The organism is Cellulomonas sp. Y8, assembly GCF_008033115.1.
In the GTDB taxonomy this organism is placed as follows: domain Bacteria; phylum Actinomycetota; class Actinomycetes; order Actinomycetales; family Cellulomonadaceae; genus Cellulomonas.
Genome location: NZ_CP041203.1, coordinates 4,158,999 through 4,173,456, shown reverse-complemented (window position 1 = coordinate 4,173,456; position 14,458 = coordinate 4,158,999). Strand labels below are relative to the sequence as shown.

The 14,458-nt window shown below is 78.0% G+C and carries 14 protein-coding genes; 8 read left to right on the top strand and 6 right to left on the bottom strand.

Translation table 11 applies throughout. The features are described 5' to 3' along the window. Positions 1 to 32: 32 nt before the first annotated feature. Genes FKM96_RS18850 through FKM96_RS18840 form a run of 3 tightly spaced genes read right to left on the bottom strand, consistent with a single transcriptional unit; the run spans position 33 to position 6,563 of the window. The gene (locus FKM96_RS18850; protein ID WP_147796541.1) at positions 33 to 3,875 is read right to left on the bottom strand and encodes a PHP domain-containing protein; all 3,843 of its coding nucleotides are present in this window, start codon (positions 3,873 to 3,875) and stop codon (positions 33 to 35) included. Next, the gene (locus FKM96_RS18845; protein WP_147796540.1) at positions 3,868 to 5,511 is read right to left on the bottom strand and encodes a DNA polymerase Y family protein; all 1,644 of its coding nucleotides are present in this window, start codon (positions 5,509 to 5,511) and stop codon (positions 3,868 to 3,870) included. The genes FKM96_RS18850 and FKM96_RS18845 overlap by 8 nt, the downstream gene beginning before the upstream one ends. After that, a complete protein-coding gene (locus FKM96_RS18840; RefSeq protein ID WP_147796539.1) occupies positions 5,508 to 6,563 on the bottom strand; it encodes a hypothetical protein in 1,056 nt (351 codons plus the stop codon). Before FKM96_RS18840 ends, FKM96_RS18845 begins: the two co-directional genes overlap by 4 nt. Positions 6,564 to 6,807: 244 nt before the next feature. Between FKM96_RS18840 and FKM96_RS18835 the strand changes: the two genes are divergently transcribed. Both FKM96_RS18835 and FKM96_RS18830 read left to right on the top strand, forming a co-directional pair. Next, positions 6,808 to 7,344 carry a YbhB/YbcL family Raf kinase inhibitor-like protein gene (locus FKM96_RS18835; RefSeq protein WP_147796538.1) on the top strand — a complete coding sequence of 179 codons (537 nt, stop codon included), beginning with the start codon at positions 6,808 to 6,810 and terminating at the stop codon, positions 7,342 to 7,344. Positions 7,345 to 7,431: 87 nt separating this feature from the next. Continuing rightward, the gene (locus FKM96_RS18830) at positions 7,432 to 7,716 is read left to right on the top strand and encodes a hypothetical protein (RefSeq protein ID WP_147796537.1); all 285 of its coding nucleotides are present in this window, start codon (positions 7,432 to 7,434) and stop codon (positions 7,714 to 7,716) included. A gap of 22 nt (positions 7,717 to 7,738) precedes the next feature. On the opposite strand, the gene FKM96_RS18825 is transcribed toward FKM96_RS18830, so the two are convergent. Both FKM96_RS18825 and FKM96_RS18820 read right to left on the bottom strand, forming a co-directional pair. Continuing rightward, a complete protein-coding gene (locus FKM96_RS18825; RefSeq protein WP_147796536.1) occupies positions 7,739 to 8,200 on the bottom strand; it encodes a GNAT family N-acetyltransferase in 462 nt (153 codons plus the stop codon). A gap of 99 nt (positions 8,201 to 8,299) precedes the next feature. Beyond that, on the bottom strand, positions 8,300 to 9,043 hold the full coding sequence (locus tag FKM96_RS18820; RefSeq protein ID WP_147796535.1) for an alpha/beta fold hydrolase: 744 nt from the start codon (positions 9,041 to 9,043) through the stop codon (positions 8,300 to 8,302). A 71-nt stretch (positions 9,044 to 9,114) separates the two neighbouring features. Here FKM96_RS18820 and FKM96_RS18815 point away from each other — a divergent pair, with 71 nt between their 5' ends. Both FKM96_RS18815 and FKM96_RS18810 read left to right on the top strand, forming a co-directional pair. Further along, a complete protein-coding gene (locus FKM96_RS18815; RefSeq protein WP_147796534.1) occupies positions 9,115 to 9,816 on the top strand; it encodes a YafY family protein in 702 nt (233 codons plus the stop codon). A gap of 39 nt (positions 9,817 to 9,855) precedes the next feature. Next, positions 9,856 to 10,428 (top strand): YbaK/EbsC family protein, encoded by a 573-nt coding sequence (locus tag FKM96_RS18810; RefSeq protein ID WP_147796533.1) that lies wholly within the window; start codon positions 9,856 to 9,858, stop codon positions 10,426 to 10,428. Between the two features lie 27 nt (positions 10,429 to 10,455). On the opposite strand, the gene FKM96_RS18805 is transcribed toward FKM96_RS18810, so the two are convergent. Continuing rightward, the gene (locus FKM96_RS18805; RefSeq protein WP_147796532.1) at positions 10,456 to 10,866 is read right to left on the bottom strand and encodes a DUF4190 domain-containing protein; all 411 of its coding nucleotides are present in this window, start codon (positions 10,864 to 10,866) and stop codon (positions 10,456 to 10,458) included. 321 nt (positions 10,867 to 11,187) lie between these two features. On the opposite strand from FKM96_RS18805, the gene FKM96_RS18800 reads away from it, so the two are divergent. The 4 genes from FKM96_RS18800 to FKM96_RS18785 are packed head-to-tail and all read left to right on the top strand — an operon-like array spanning position 11,188 to position 14,313. Next, positions 11,188 to 12,243, top strand: a complete 1,056-nt coding sequence (locus FKM96_RS18800) for an iron-containing redox enzyme family protein (protein WP_147796531.1) — start codon at positions 11,188 to 11,190, stop codon at positions 12,241 to 12,243. Next, positions 12,240 to 13,301 carry a glycosyltransferase family 2 protein gene (locus FKM96_RS18795; RefSeq protein WP_147796530.1) on the top strand — a complete coding sequence of 354 codons (1,062 nt, stop codon included), beginning with the start codon at positions 12,240 to 12,242 and terminating at the stop codon, positions 13,299 to 13,301. The genes FKM96_RS18800 and FKM96_RS18795 overlap by 4 nt, the downstream gene beginning before the upstream one ends. After that, positions 13,298 to 13,573: a CDGSH iron-sulfur domain-containing protein gene (locus tag FKM96_RS18790; protein WP_147796529.1), complete on the top strand. Its 276-nt coding sequence runs from the start codon at positions 13,298 to 13,300 to the stop codon at positions 13,571 to 13,573. Before FKM96_RS18795 ends, FKM96_RS18790 begins: the two co-directional genes overlap by 4 nt. Continuing rightward, positions 13,570 to 14,313, top strand: a complete 744-nt coding sequence (locus FKM96_RS18785; RefSeq protein ID WP_147796528.1) for an MBL fold metallo-hydrolase — start codon at positions 13,570 to 13,572, stop codon at positions 14,311 to 14,313. Before FKM96_RS18790 ends, FKM96_RS18785 begins: the two co-directional genes overlap by 4 nt. The last annotated feature ends 145 nt before the right edge of the window (positions 14,314 to 14,458 follow it).

Sequence of the window (14,458 nt, the reverse complement as noted above, 5' to 3'; positions counted from 1 at the left end):
CGCCTCGGCGGCCGCCCCGGCCCGGGTGCGGGTCACTGGAAGTCCCGCGAGGTCGTCGCGATGCCCAGCGACAGCGGCGTCAGGTGCTCGGCGATGAGGTTGGTGGCCCCGTCCGCCCGCTCCAGCCGCCCGCGCACGACGAGCGCCCGGGACGTGCGGGCGACCTTCCGGAACCGCTGCCACAGCCCGGTGCTGCACACGATGTTGAGCAGCCCGGTCTCGTCCTCGAGCGACAGGAAGGTGACGCCGCCGGCGGTGCCGGGGCGCTGCCGGTGGGTGACGACCCCCGCGACGGCGACCCGGCGCCCGGCCTCGTGCCGGAACGCCTGCTCGACGCGCAGCACCCCCTGGGCGTCCAGGCCGTCGCGCACGTACTGGGTCGGGTACGAGTCGACGGTCACGCCGGTGGCCCAGACGTCGGCGACGGCGAGCTCGACCGGGCTCATCCCGGGCAGGGTCGGCGCCTGGACGCCCACCGAGACACCCGGCAGCGTGTCCGGCCCCTCCTGCGCGAGCGCGCCCGCCGCCCACAGCGCCTCGCGCCGGGTGACGCCGAGCGACTCCAGGGCGCCGCCGGTGGCCAGCGCCTCGAGCTGCGCGGTGCTGAGCTCGACGCGCCGGACGAGGTCCCGCAGGTCGGCGAACGGGCCGTGCGCGTCCCGCTCGGCGACGACCCGCTCGGCGACCTTCTCCCCCACGTTCCGCACCGAGGCGAGGCCGACGCGCACCGCGAGGGAGCGCTCGGGCTCGGCGGCCGCCGGTGCCACCGACCCAGGCGCAGCGGGTTCTGGCGCAGCGGGTTCGGGCGCGATCGGCACGGGTGCGGCGGATGCGGCAGGCGCGCCTGGCGCGGGCACCGGCTCGTCGACGGGCCCGAAGGGCGGCGGCACCTCGGCGAACCCGCGCGCCCCGCCCGCCCGCAGCGGCGGCACCGGCGCGGTCCCCGACGGCCGCGGCGTCAGGCGCGGCTCCCCGCCCGCGGGCTCGGGCCGGACCCGCTCGACGACGGCCTGCACCCCGGAGCGCTGCACGTCGGGGCGGAGCACGCCGATGCCGTGCCGGCGGGCGTCCGCGACGAGCGACTGCGGCGAGTAGAACCCCATGGGCTGCGCGGCGAGCAGGCCGGCGTAGAAGGCGGCCGGGTGGTGCACCTTGAGCCACGAGCTGGCGTAGACGAGGAACGCGAAGGAGTAGGCGTGCGACTCCGGGAAGCCGAAGTCCGCGAAGGCCTTGAGCTTCTCGTAGACCTCCTCGCGCACGGGCTCCGGGATGCCGTTGCGGGTCATGCCGTCCATGAGCCGGGCGCGCAGCGCCTCCATCTTCTCGATGCTGCGCTTGGAGCCCATCGCGCGCCGGAGCTGGTCGGCCTCGGCGGGTGTGAAGTCGGCGACGTCGATGGCCATCTGCATGAGCTGCTCCTGGAACAGCGGGACGCCGAGGGTGCGCTCCAGGGACTTCTCGAGCCGGGGGTGCGGGTAGGTGATCGGCTGCCGGCCCTGGTAGCGCTCGATGTACGGGTGCACCGACCCGCCCTGGATCGGCCCGGGGCGGATCAGCGCGACCTCGACGACGATCCCGTAGAAGCTCCGCGGCTGGAGGCGCGGCAGGGTGCCCATCTGGGCGCGCGACTCCACCTGGAACACCCCGACGGTGTCGGCGGCGCACAGCAGGTCGTAGACCAGCGGGTCCTCGTTGGGCAGCTGGTGCAGGTGCAGGCGCGGGCCGCCGTGCTGCTCGACCTGGTCGAACGCCAGCCGCAGGGCGGTGAGCATGCCGAGGCCGAGCAGGTCGAACTTCACCAGGCCCGCGTCGGCGCAGTCGTCCTTGTCCCACTGCAGGACGGTGCGGCCCTCCATGCGCGCCCACTCCACCGGGCAGACCTCGATGACCGGGCGGTCGCACATCACCATGCCGCCGGAGTGGATGCCGAGGTGCCGCGGCAGGCGCAGGAACCGGTCGGCCAGGTCGATGACCTGCTCGGGGATCTCCTCGAGGTCGCTCGCGGGCGGCGGCCGGTGCGCGGGGACGACGTCGTGGCGGTCGGCGGTCGGCTGGCCCGCCGGCCCGTCCGCGTCGTCGTGCCCGGCGGGGCGCCGGGGCGCCGGGGCCGGTGCGGCGCCGGGCTCGTGGTTCCAGCCCCAGACGACGCCGTCGGGGTCGCGCTGGGCGGCGGCGTACTGCGCGGCGCGGCGGTCCTCGCGGCTCACCGGGGAACCCGGGGTCGCCGCGGCGGGCGGGCCGGCAGGGGGTGTCCCGACGTGGGGCGAGCGCGGCGTCGGCCGGGTCGACGGCGGGCTCGGCCGGGTCGACGTGGGCCGGTCGGCGACGTGCTGCGTCGGCGGGGCGGCCGCCACGGCCGCGGCGCCCCGGTTCGCCCCCGACCACCAGGGGTGCCGCGGCGCCGGGCCGCGCAGCGTGCCCCAGCGCTCGATCGACTTGCTCCACGCGTCCTGCTGCCCGACGTCGTACCCGAGCGCCCGGGCGGCGTCCCGCACGGCGGACCGGGCGCGGTAGGAGATGACGTTGGCGACCTGCGCGGCGTGGGTGCGGCCGTGCTTGGCGTAGACGTACTGGATGACCTCCTCGCGGCGGCCGGACTCGATGTCGACGTCGATGTCCGGCGGCCCGTCGCGCTCGGGCGCGAGGAACCGCTCGAACAGCAGGCCGTGCGCGACGGCGTCGACGGCGGTGACCTTGAGCGCGTAGCAGACCGCGGAGTTGGCGGCCGAGCCGCGGCCCTGGGCGAGGATGCCGTTGCGGTGGCAGAAGTCGACGAGGTCGTAGACGACCAGGAAGTACCCGGGGAAGCCGAGGTCCTCGATGACGCGCAGCTCGTGCTCCAGCTGGGCGTAGGCGCCGGGCACCCGCTCGGCCTCGGGCGGGCCGTAGCACTCCAGCGCGCCGCGGCGGACGAGCTCGCGCAGCCAGGTCGCCTCGGTGTGGCCGGGCGGCACCGGGTACGGCGGCAGCTGCGGGGCGACGAGGTGCAGGTCGAACGCGCACTCGGCGCCGATCGCGGCGGCGGTCGCGACCGCCTGCGGGTGCCGCCGGTGGCGGCGCAGCATCTCGGCGGCGGACGCCAGGTGCGCGGTCGGCGCCCCGGGCAGCCACCCGTCCAGGTCCTCCATCGACGACCGGGCGCGGACGGCGGCCAGGGCCATCGCCAGGTCGGCGTCCCGCGGGGTCGCGTAGTGCACGTTCCCGGTGGCGACCAGCGGCAGCCGGGCGCCGGCGGCGAGCCCCGCGAGAGCGTCCGCGAGCTCGGAGTCGTACGGGCTGCCGCCCTGGGTGACCTCGACCGCGACGTTGTCCCGGCCGAACAGGGCGACCAGCCGGTCGAGCTCGGTGCGCGCCCGGTCGAGGCCCGCGGCGGTGACGCCAGGCTCGCGGCCGCCGTCGGTCAGCGCGTGCCGGACGGGTCCCTTGCGGCAGCCGGTGAGCACGAGCCAGCGCCCGTCGGCCTGCTCGGCGAGCTGCTCCAGCCGGTACTCCGCGGCCCCCTTGGTCCCGGTGGCGAGGTGCGCCTCCGCGATGGTGCGGGACAGCGCGCGGTAGCCCTCGGGCCCGCGGGCCAGCACGGGCAGGTGCAGCGCGCGCGGGTCGGGCACGCCGGTCGGCAGGTCGAGGACGTCGGGGCCGCCGACGCCGGGGACGGGCAGGTGCAGCTCGGCGCCGAACACGGTGGGCAGCCCGACCTCCCGCGCCGCCTCGGAGAACCGCACGACGCCGTACAGGCCGTCGTGGTCGGTGAGCGCGAGCGCGCTGAGCCCGAGCCGGTGCGCCTCGGCGGCGAGCTCCTCGGGCTGGCTGGCGCCGTCGAGGAAGCTGAACGCCGAGTGCGCATGCAGCTCCGCGTAGCGCGGGACGTCAGTCATACACGGCCTCGCAGGTCCAGCCGTCGGGGCGCCAGGCGAGCAGCAGGGCCCGGCCGTCGCCGAGCGTGACCTGCAGGTGCATGCGCAGCCCCGCCTCGGTCGGCGACCACCACCGCTCCGCGAGCGGCCAGGGGCCGGCCCAGCCCGCGACGTCGTGGTCGACCGCGGGCCGGCGGTCGGTGGCGTGCGTGCGCACGCGCACCGGGTCGCCGCTCATGGCGAACCGGCCGTCGAACCGCACCATCCGCCCCGTGCCGTCCAGCACGTCGACGGGCGCGGGCCGCACCGGCACGGTCGCGGGCGCCGGCGGGGGCAGGTGGCCGGGCCACGGCCGGTCGACCGGGCGGGGCGCGGCGGCCTGGGCACCCCAGGGCTGCAGGTGCACCTGGTCGCGGACGTCCCGGCCGCCCTGCAGCGCGGCGGTCAGCACGCCGTCGCCGCCGAGCAGCCCCTGCACGCGGTCGAGCGCCCGGTGCGCGCGCAGGTCGCCGCCGGACGCGCCGCCCCACAGCCGCCCCTGCTCGGCGCCGGCGGGCGCGACGTCCTCGGCGGTGATCCCGAGCGCGACCAGACCGATCGGCTCGGCGTGCTCGTCGGGATCGCCGCCGTCCGGCCGGGCGCCGGCGCCGTGCTCGGCGGCCGCGGCGGTCAGCCAGCCCTCGAGCTGCCAGCGGATGCGGTCGGTGATCCGCGCGGCGGACAGCCCGCCGAGGCCGCCCATGTCGGTGCGCCAGGCGCGGGTCAGCTCGGTGCCCTCGTCGGTGCGGGCGGTGATCCGCAGCCGCGCGCAGGTCACGGAGTGCTCGGTGAGCAGGGCGTGCAGCTCCTCCGCGAGCCGGCGGCCGGCGAACGTCGCGACGTCGACGCGGTGCGCGGGCGGGTCGAGCTCGGTGCCGACCTCCAGGTCGGTCTCCGGCCGGCGCCGGGCCGGCGGGCGCAGGTCCTCGCCGCGCACCAGGGTCCACGCCCAGGTCCCCCAGGTGCCGAACCGCGCGTGCACGTCGCCGCCGTCGAGGGCGGCCAGGTCCCCGAGGCGGCGGAGCCCGAGCCGGCGCAGCAGGTCGACGAGCTCGACGACCGCGTGCCCGGCGTCGTCGGTCACCGCCGCGGGCGCGAGGTCGTCGACGGGGCGCGGCGCCAGGAACTCGCGCGAGGCGCCGGGCGGCACGACGGCGTCGGTGCGGGCGGCGAGGATCGCGGCGAGCAGGCCGTCGGCGGTGCCGACCTGGCACTCGTGCCCGGTCCGCTCGGCCACCACGGACACCAGGCGCTCGGCGAGCGTCTCCTCGGTGCCGTGGAACCGGGCCGCGCCGCCCGCGGGCAGCAGGAGCAGGCCGGGCCGGGCGACCTCGATCCCGGCGACGACGGCCTCGGTCGCGACCGCGACCGGCTCGAACAGCCGGGCGTCCCGGTCGTCGTCGGCGGGCAGCAGCACGACCTCGGGGCAGACGCCCTGGGCCTGCCGGCGGCGCATGCCGCGGCGCACCCCCTGGGCGCGGGCGATCGCCGACACGGCGACGAGCCGCGCGCCGTGCTGGACGGCGGCGGGCAGGTGCGGCGGGACCTCGGCGGCGCGCACGGCGGCGACGACCGGCCAGTCCGGCACCCAGACGACGGTGGTGCGGGTGCTGCTCATCCGACGAGCCTCAGGTCGGGCGCGAGCAGCGCGCCGTCGTCCACGACCTGCTGCGGCGCCGGCGGCTGCGGTGCGGCCGGGGACGCGGCGGCGCGGCCGGCGGGCAGCCCGTACGGGTCGGTGCCCACCTCGAGCGGGAGCACCACACGCAGGCCCTGGGCCTGCCCCGCGCTGCCCCGGCCGGTGCGGGTGATCTGCACCTCGTGCGCGCGGAGCCGGCCGTCGCCCTCGCCGACCCCGGTCCACCGGCCGCCCTCGACGGTCAGCACGGTGCCCGCGCCCGGCCAGGGCGCGGTGGCGAGCAGCACGGACCCGCGGTCCCGGGCACGCGCCATCAGCCGGCGGCGGTCGGCGTCGGCCAGGTGCGTGCCGGGGCCGACCACCACGACGTCGATGCCGTCGAGCAGGGCCGCGACCACGGTCGGCGCGTCCACGCCGGGCTGCGGGACGACGGCGAGCCGCTCCAGCGCCACCCCGGTCTGGGCGGCGGCGAGCAGGCCGAGGCTCGGCTGCCCCACGACGGCCGCCCACGCCTCCCGGGCGGTGCAGGCGGCGGCGACCATCGCGAGCACCAGCGAGGTGGAGCCGAGCACCGCCGTCGTGCTCCCGCGGCGCAGGCCGTCGGGCAGCAGCGGGGCGAGCGCGGGCGGCACCGCGAGCGGCGGCCGGTCGGTGAGCAGCACCGGGCCGCGCGCGACGGCCGACCGGGGTGCCGGCTGCCGGTCGGGCAGGTCCGGGACGGCGACCGGACCCGCGGGCGCGGGCACCGGGGCGGGGTCCTCGACCGGCAGCACCGCGAGCGCCGTGGCGCCCCGCACGGGGGCGTCGACGGCGCGGGCGCCGGGACGGGTGCCGTCCGCCCGCGCCACGTCCGACCGAGGCCCGCGCACGTCGCCGCGCACGTCGGTCCGGGGTGCGACACTGCTCCCCGCGCCGCCCTCGCTCGCGGAGGCAGCGCCCGTCCCCCGCGGCGCAAGGCTGCGGGCGCCGGTGCGCAGCTCGGCGCTGACCAGGGCGGCGCGAGCCCGGGCGATCCGCTCCTCCTGGTTCACCGCCGCACCTCCCCGCCACCTGCCGGCCGACCGCCGGGCACTCGTTCGAACACGTGTTCGATTGTGCCAGTAGACGCTGACACTCCGGCACGCGTCAATCCGGCGTCACCCGCCCTGGGGACCACGACCCGGCGCGTCTCCGGCGGGTCGCCGGGACCACCTGCGCGCGCCCGGGACCGGGGGCATGATGACGGGACAGGCACACCCGTCCGGGCGCCACGGCGCGCCCACCAGGAGGAGGACCATGGCCGTCTCGCTGACCCGTCCCGTCGCCCCCGAGCCGTACGCCCTGCTGCCGTCCGTCCCGGACTTCGACCTCGCGAGCGCCGACGTCGCGCACGGCGAGCCGCTGCCCGCCACCTTCGCGGCCGACGGCGAGGACCTGTCCCCCGCGCTCGAGTGGTCGGGCTTCCCCGAGGGCACCCGCTCGTTCGTCGTGAGCTGCTTCGACCCGGACGCGCCGACCCCGGCCGGCTTCTGGCACTGGACGGTCGTGGACGTCCCGGTGAGCACCACGTCGCTCCCCCGCGGCGCCGGCTCCGCGGCGGGCGACCTGCTGCCCGAAGGCGCGTTCCAGGTCCGCAACGACGGCGGCTCCACCGGCTACACCGGCGCCGCGCCGCCCCCCGGGGACCGGCCGCACCGGTACGTGTTCGCGGTGCACGCGCTCGACGTCGACCACCTCGACGTGACCCCGGACGCGACGCCGACGGCCGTGGCGTTCACGGCGCTGTTCCACACGATCGGCCGCGCGCTCCTGACGCCCACGTACCAGCGCTGACCGGGGCGGGGCCGGTGTCCGCGGCCGCGGCCGGCCCCGCCGCCCGCACGCTGGCGCGGGCGCGGCGCCGCTGCTAGGAACGTCGACGTGAGCTCACCGTTCCGCACACCGCTGTCCGCGACCATGATCGTGTCCGGTGCTGTGGTCGGCCTCACCTCGATCGCCTTCTGGACGTACAGCGCCGCGGTCACGGACGGCCTGCTCGACAGCGACCTCCGGCTCGTGGCCCTCGCCGTGGGCGGCCTCGCGCTCGAGCTCGCCGGCATGGCGGTCCACGACCGCGGGCACCGGCGCCGCGGCGAGAGCCCGCACGCGCTGTGGGGCCTCGACGACCGCCACCGGCCCGACTGGCTCCCCCGCCGCAGGCGCTGACCCGCGCCCGCCTCAGCCCACCTCAGCCCGCGCCGGCCCCCAGGTCCAGGACCATCCCGGTCGCCCCGGGCGCCACGTCCCGGAACCCGAGCGACTCGTACAGCGCCCGCCCCGGCGGGTCGGCCACCAGCGTGATGTACGCCCCGCGCGGCGCCCGCGCCCGGACGTCGTCGAGCAGCCGGGTCAGCACCCGCCGCCCGAGCCCCTGCCGCTGGTGCCCGGGGTCGGTCGCCATGTCCGCGACCAGGAAGTACCACCCGCCGTCGCCGACGACCCGCCCCATCGCGACGACCTGCCCCTCGGCGGTCCGCACGTGGCACCATGACCAGCTGCCCGCGAGCGCCCCGGCGCCCTGCTCGGCGTTCTTCGGCGTGAGCCCCGACTCCCGGCGCAGCCGCAGGTACTCGTCGAGCGGCGGGGCGGCGGGTACGAGCACGTACGGGTCGGCGGCGAACGGGTCGGCGGGCGAGGCGGCGTCGGTCACGCCGCCATCCTGCCGTCCGCGGGCGACCAGAGGGCTCACGGCGCCACCGAGGGCCGTCCCACCGCGGTGCGGCGGGTCGCGACGGACCGGCGACGCGGCTCAGGCAGCGGTCGGCGTGGCCGCGGCGGCGATGATCTCCGCGAGCCGGTCCGGCTCGCTCCACATCGGCCAGTGGCCGGTGGGCAGGTCGACGACGTCGACGTGCTCCAGCGCCGCCACCTCGGCGAACATCGGATGCCCGCCGCGGGCCAGCTCCAGCACCTGCGCGCTGGACATGGAGCAGCACACCAGCAGGGTGGGCACGGCGTGGCGCTCGCGACGCGAGAGCACCACCGGCTGCGTCAGCACGGGGCCGGGCTCCGGGACGGCCCGCTCGGTGAACCGGGCCAGGTCGTCGGCGTCCAGGCCGTCGAGGCTGGCCTGCTGGGCGAGCACCTCCAGGTCGGGGAGCGGCAGCTCGACCAGGTCGGACGGCGCGTCCGGCGCCGGCGCGGTCCCGGGCGCCGCCGGGCCGCTGTCCACCCACAGCACGCGCCCGACCAGCTCGGGGTGCCGGTCGAGCACCAGGCTGACCGGGGCGTTCGCCCCGCTGTGCGCGACGAGGACCGCCGGCGTGCCCCCGACGTCGACGGCCTGCCGCAGCGCCTCCTCGACCGCGGCGGCCTGGTCGTCGAGCGTGCGCTCGGTGCGCCGGGGGTCCAGGGGGTCCAGCCCGGGCAGGGTCAGCGGGGTGGCCCGGTGGCCGGCGCGGCGGAGGCGGTCCACGACCCCCTCCCACGCCCACGCGCCCAGCCAGTGACCCGGGACCAGGACGACCGGGGCGACGTTCTCTCGTGTGCTCATGACGCCACCCTCGCGCCTCCGTCGGACAGCGGGGTGTCACCATTTCTGTCACGAATCGGTATCGTGCCGGCGTGAAGCGTTCCGAGCGGTTGCACGCGCTCACGGAGCTGCTGCGACGGCAGGGTGCCCGTGGCTGCACGGCGCAGCGCCTGGCAGCGGAGTTCGGCGTCTCGGTCCGGACGGTCAAGCGCGACCTGGACGCCCTGGAACGCGCCGGGGCGCCGATCTGGTCCCGGCCCGGCCCCGGCGGGGGCTACGGCCTCGCCGGTGGGGCGTCCCTGCCGCCGGTCAACCTCACCCCCGCGCAGGCGGTCTCGCTCCTCGCCGCGGTCTCGGCGGCCCGGGACGCCCCGTACGCCGACCTCGCCACCGCCGCCGTGCAGAAGGTCCTCGACGTCCTGGACCCGCGCACCCGGGCGCTCGCCGAGCGCCTCGCCGACCGGGTGTGGGTCGACGCACCGCCCCCGCCGGCCCGGTCCGTGCGGTCCCCGATCGAGCAGGCGATGACCGACCAGCGGGTGGTCCGGATCCAGTACCTCTCCGGCGACGGCGCCGTCACCACCCGCGACGTCGAGCCGGTGCTGTTCGGGTCCCGGAACGGGACCTGGTACCTGATCGGGTGGTGCCGGCTCCGCGAGGCCATGCGCTGGTTCCGGCTGGACCGCGTGCAGCACGCGGCCCTCACCTCGGCACCGTGCGGCGACCACACCGTCGAGGAGGTCGGCGCGCCGCCGCCCACCTCACGTCCCGTGCTCGGCCGGACCCGGGGCTGAAGCCCGTTCGCGCGCCGGCCGCCTGGGTACCCTGCGGCCATGACCCTCACGCTCGGATCCCTGACCTGGTCGCGCGCCGTGGACCGCCTGGACCTGCTCGCCGAGCCGACGGCCGCCGCGCTGTCCGGCTGGGCCGCCGTGACGCCCGAGGTGGCCGACGCCGTGCGGGTGACCGAGATCGACCCGGAGCTCGCCGACACTGCCGCGATGACCGAGGCCTACGACCTGCCGCTCGTGGTCTCCGCGAACTGCGTGCTGGTGTCCGGCCGGCGCGCGGGCGACGAGCGGGTGGCCGCGGCCGTCGTCCGGGCGACGACGCGGGCCGACGTGAACAACGCGGTCAAGCGGCTGCTCGACGTGCGCAAGGCGTCGTTCCTGCCGATGGACCGGGCCGTCGAGGACTCCGGCATGGAGTACGGCGGCATCACGCCGATCGGCCTGCCGACGGGCTACCGGGTGCTGCTGGACGCGGGCGTCGCGGAGGCCGACCCGGACGCGGGCGGCACCGTGATCATCGGGTCGGGTCTGCGCCGGTCGAAGATCGCCCTGCCGGGTGCGCTGCTGGCGACGGCCCCGGGCGTCGAGGTGGTCGAGGGCCTCGCCCTGGCCTGACGCGTCGCGACGCCGCCCGCCGGGGCCTCAGGGGCTCGGGTCGCCGTTCCCGGTGCGGTGGCCGCGCGGGTCCTCCCAGGTCAGCGACCACGAGCCGCCGGACCGGTACCCGTCGTCGACTCTCGCGACGTGGCCCACCACGAGGAGCGAGAACGCGATCAGCGGCCCCAGCAGGAGCATCCCGACCGTGGAGACCGCCCCGAGCACGATGCCGGTGATCGCCATCCAGGGCGCGCGGCCCCCGCGACGCCGGGAGCGCTCGTAGCCCACGATCCCGAGCACGAGCGGCACGGGGCCGAGCGAGAGCAGGCCGGTGATGAACGCCGCGAGCGAGACCCCGTCGCCGTCCGGGTCGCGCGGCGGGGGCGGCGCCAGCGGGCCCGGTGCGGGGGGTGTCGCCCCGGGAGCCTGCTGCGGACCGTGGCCGTCGTCGGACATGGGGCGTCACCCTCCTCGGGAGCGGGCCGCGCGGGAGCGCGGCGGCCCTCCCGACGCTAGGGGCCCGGCGACAGCACCCAGCCCGCGGCGACCACCTACCCAGCGCGAGGCGCCCTCGCGCTCGCCGCACCCCGCTGACCTGGGCCGCAGCCCTGCTCGGGCCGGCCCGCCGCTCGCCGCGCGCACCCCCGCCCCCGCGGCTAGCGTGACCAGCACGGGGACCGGCGCGCCACGCCCACCGCTCCCCGAGCCGGTCCCTCGAGCAGCCGGGGGGCGAACCGCCGCGCCCGTCGCGCGGCACACCCGGACCAGGGACCCCACATGCGCGCACCGTCGCCCCGTGGCCCGCTCAGCGAGCGGGTCCTGCACGCCCTCACGACCGGCGAGGCCGACGCCGCGCTCCCGGACGAGGCCGCCCGCGCGGCCGCGGCGTCGCCGGACCTGCTGACCGACGAGGACGTGCAGATCACGCTCACGGCGATGTACGAGCTGCACCACCAGGGCCTGGACGGCGTCGACGACCGGCTGGAGTGGGACCCGACGCTGCTGCGCGCCCGCGCCGCGCTCGAGGACGCGTTCGAGGCGCAGCTCCGCCGGGACGTCGTGGTCCCCGCGGACCTGGTGGCCGAGCTGGAGACGAACACGGAGCGTGAGGGCGTGGCGGCCGCCGTCGCCCGCGCGCTGTTCGACCTGACCGGCCGCGACGACGGCCCGAGCCTGTCCGCGTACGTCGCGCGGAAGGCCACCGACGACCAGCTGCGCGAGATGCTGGTGCAGCGCTCCGTCTACCAGCTCAAGGAGGCGGACCCGCACACGTGGGCCATCCCCCGGCTGCTCGGCGTGCCCAAGGCGGCGCTCGTCGAGATCCAGGCCGACGAGTACGGCGGCGGCCGCCCGGAGCGGATGCACGCGGCGCTGTTCGCCCGGACGATGCGCGGACTCGGCCTGGACGACACCTACGGGCGGTACGTCGACGACGTCCCGGCGATCACCCTCGCCTCGGTGAACATGATGAGCCTGTTCGGCCTGCACCGGCGGCTGCGCGGCTGCATCGTCGGGCACCTCGCGGCCTTCGAGATGACCTCCTCGCAGCCCAACCGGCTGTACGGCAACGGCTTCCGCCGGCACGGGTACGACGCGGACGTCACCTGGTACTTCGACGAGCACGTCGAGGCGGACGCGGTGCACGAGCAGATCGCCGGCCGCGACCTGGCCGGGGGCCTCGTCGAGCAGCAGCCGGCGCTCCGGGACGACGTGCTGTTCGGTGCGGCGGCCTGCCTGGCGGTCGACGGCCGGGTCGGGCAGCACCAGATCGAGCGCTGGACCGCCGGCGAGTCCTCGCTGCGCCGACCGCCGGCGGTGGGGAGCGCGGCGTGACCACGGACGGCCCCGCCCTACCGGATGCGGAGTACGTCCTCCCGCTGCGCTGGACGGACGACCGCGACCTGCCCGACCTGGCCGCCTACCTGGACCGGCTCGTCGGCTGGCTGCCCGTGACGGTCGTCGACGGGTCGGACGACGGGCGGTTCGCGGCGCACGCCCGGGCGTTCCCGGCCGCGGTCCGGCACGTCCGGCCGGACCCGCACCCCGGCAGGAACGGCAAGGTGGCCGGGGTCGTGACCGGCCTGCGGCTGGCGCGCACCGACCGCGTCGTGCTGGCCGACGACGACGTCCGGTACGACCTGCCCACGCTCGCGGCGGTGCTCGACCGGCTCGCCGACGCCGACGTGGTCCGCCCCCAGAACGTGTTCGACCCCCTCCCCTGGCACGCGCGCTGGGACACCGCCCGCAGCCTCGTCAACCGGGCCGCCGGCGGCGACTACCCCGGCACGATCGCGCTGCGCCGTTCCGCGCTGGGGCCCGAGGGCTACGACGGCGACGTGCTGTTCGAGAACCTCGAGCTGCTGCGCACCGCGCGGGCCCGCGGCGGCGTCGTCCGCCGCGCCGACGACGTGTACGTCCCGCGCCGGCCGCCCACGACGGCGCACTTCCTCGGCCAACGGCCGCGCCAGGCCTACGACAGCCTCGCCCAGCCGGGCCGGTACGCGGCCGAGCTGGCGGTGCTCCCGACGGTCGTCCTGGCGGCGCGCCGGCACCCTCGGGCCCTGCTCGCCCTGGCCGCCGCGGCGTGCGCTCTCGCCGAGGTGGGCCGCCGCCGCGCCGGCGGAGCCGCCCGGTTCCCCGCGAGCGCCGACATCCTCGCCCCGGCGTGGCTCCTGGAGCGCGGCGTCTGCGCCTGGCTCGCCCTTCTCCTGCGCGCCACGGGGGGTGCCCGCTACGGCGGCTCCCGGCTGCCACGCGCCGCGACGCCGCTGCACGAGCTCCGCACCCGCGCCGCGGCGGCCCCGGGCCGTCACGCGGCGCCCGCCCGCACCGACGGCCCGACCCCCGGCCGTCCCGCCCCCGCACCACGACACGCCCTGGAGACCGCATGACCACCGATCCCGCCCCGGTCGTCCTCACCCCCTGCCCCGACGGACCGATCCTGGTGCGCGGCGACGTCGAGATCCGCGACGCCGCGGGCCGGGTCGTCCCCCGGCGGCGCGCGACCGTGGCGCTGTGCCGCTGCGGCGCATCGGGGATCAAGCCGTTCTGCGACGGGTCGCACAAGGCGATCGGCTTCCGGACCGACGACGAGGTGCCGCGACCGCCCGAGCCGGTGCCGGCGCCCGGAGCCGACGCGGCGCCGGCGCGGGGGGCGTCGTGAGGATCTCCGTCCCCGCGCCGGGTGTCGCCCGTCTCGAGCACGCGTACGTCAACTGCTACGTGATCGCCGACGACCGCGGTGCGACGCTCGTCGACGCGGGGCTCCCCCGGATGTGGCGGGCGCTGCCCCGCCTGCTGGCGGCCGTCGACCGGACGCCGGCGGACGTCCGCGCGGTGGTGCTCACCCACGCGCACTTCGACCACGTCGGCTTCGCCCGCCGGGCGATGCGCGAGCTGCACACCGACGTCTGGGTGCACCCGGCCGACGCACGGCTCGCGGCGCACCCGTACCGGTACGCGCACGAGCACCCCCGCGCCGTCTACCCGATCCGGCACCCGCGGGCGGTGCCGATCCTGGGCGCGATGGTCGCGGCCGGGGCCGCCCGGGTGCGCGGCGTGACGGTCGTCCGGTCGCTCGCGCCCGGCACCCGGCTGAAGGTGCCCGGCCGGCCCGACGTCGTCGCCTGCCCGGGGCACACCGACGGGCACGTCGCGCTGCACCTGCCCGACCGCGGGGTGCTGCTGTCCGGCGACGCCCTGGTGACCCTCGACCCGTACACCGGCCGCACGGGGCCGCGGATCGTCGCGGGCGCGGCGACCGCGGACAGCGCGCTGAACCTCGCCTCGCTGGACGCGCTCGCGGCCACCGGCGCGGACGTCGTGCTGCCCGGCCACGGCTCGCCGTGGACCGGCGGGGCCGCGGAGGCGGTGCGGCTCGCCCGCGCGGCCGGGCGGGCCTGACGGCGGAGCCGGTGCGGACGCGAGGCATCGCGCCTACGGTCGAGGGCGTGACCTCGTCCTCCGCCGACCGCCCCGACCGCGACCGACCCGACGGCGACGCCGCGCGCCCGGCGCGGCACGGCGTCCGCCGCGGCCGGCGCACCGG

Excerpts from the sequence above, each read along its gene's own strand:
- FKM96_RS18850 (WP_147796541.1), bottom strand. The coding sequence starts at position 3,875 with ATGACTGACGTCCCGCGCTACGCGGAGCTGCATGCGCACTCGGCGTTC.
- FKM96_RS18845 (WP_147796540.1), bottom strand. The coding sequence starts at position 5,511 with ATGAGCAGCACCCGCACCACCGTCGTCTGGGTGCCGGACTGGCCGGTC.
- FKM96_RS18835 (WP_147796538.1), top strand. The coding sequence starts at position 6,808 with ATGGCCGTCTCGCTGACCCGTCCCGTCGCCCCCGAGCCGTACGCCCTG.
- FKM96_RS18820 (WP_147796535.1), bottom strand. The coding sequence starts at position 9,043 with ATGAGCACACGAGAGAACGTCGCCCCGGTCGTCCTGGTCCCGGGTCAC.
- FKM96_RS18810 (WP_147796533.1), top strand. The coding sequence starts at position 9,856 with ATGACCCTCACGCTCGGATCCCTGACCTGGTCGCGCGCCGTGGACCGC.
- FKM96_RS18805 (WP_147796532.1), bottom strand. The coding sequence starts at position 10,866 with ATGTCCGACGACGGCCACGGTCCGCAGCAGGCTCCCGGGGCGACACCC.
- FKM96_RS18800 (WP_147796531.1), top strand. The coding sequence starts at position 11,188 with ATGCGCGCACCGTCGCCCCGTGGCCCGCTCAGCGAGCGGGTCCTGCAC.
- FKM96_RS18790 (WP_147796529.1), top strand. The coding sequence starts at position 13,298 with ATGACCACCGATCCCGCCCCGGTCGTCCTCACCCCCTGCCCCGACGGA.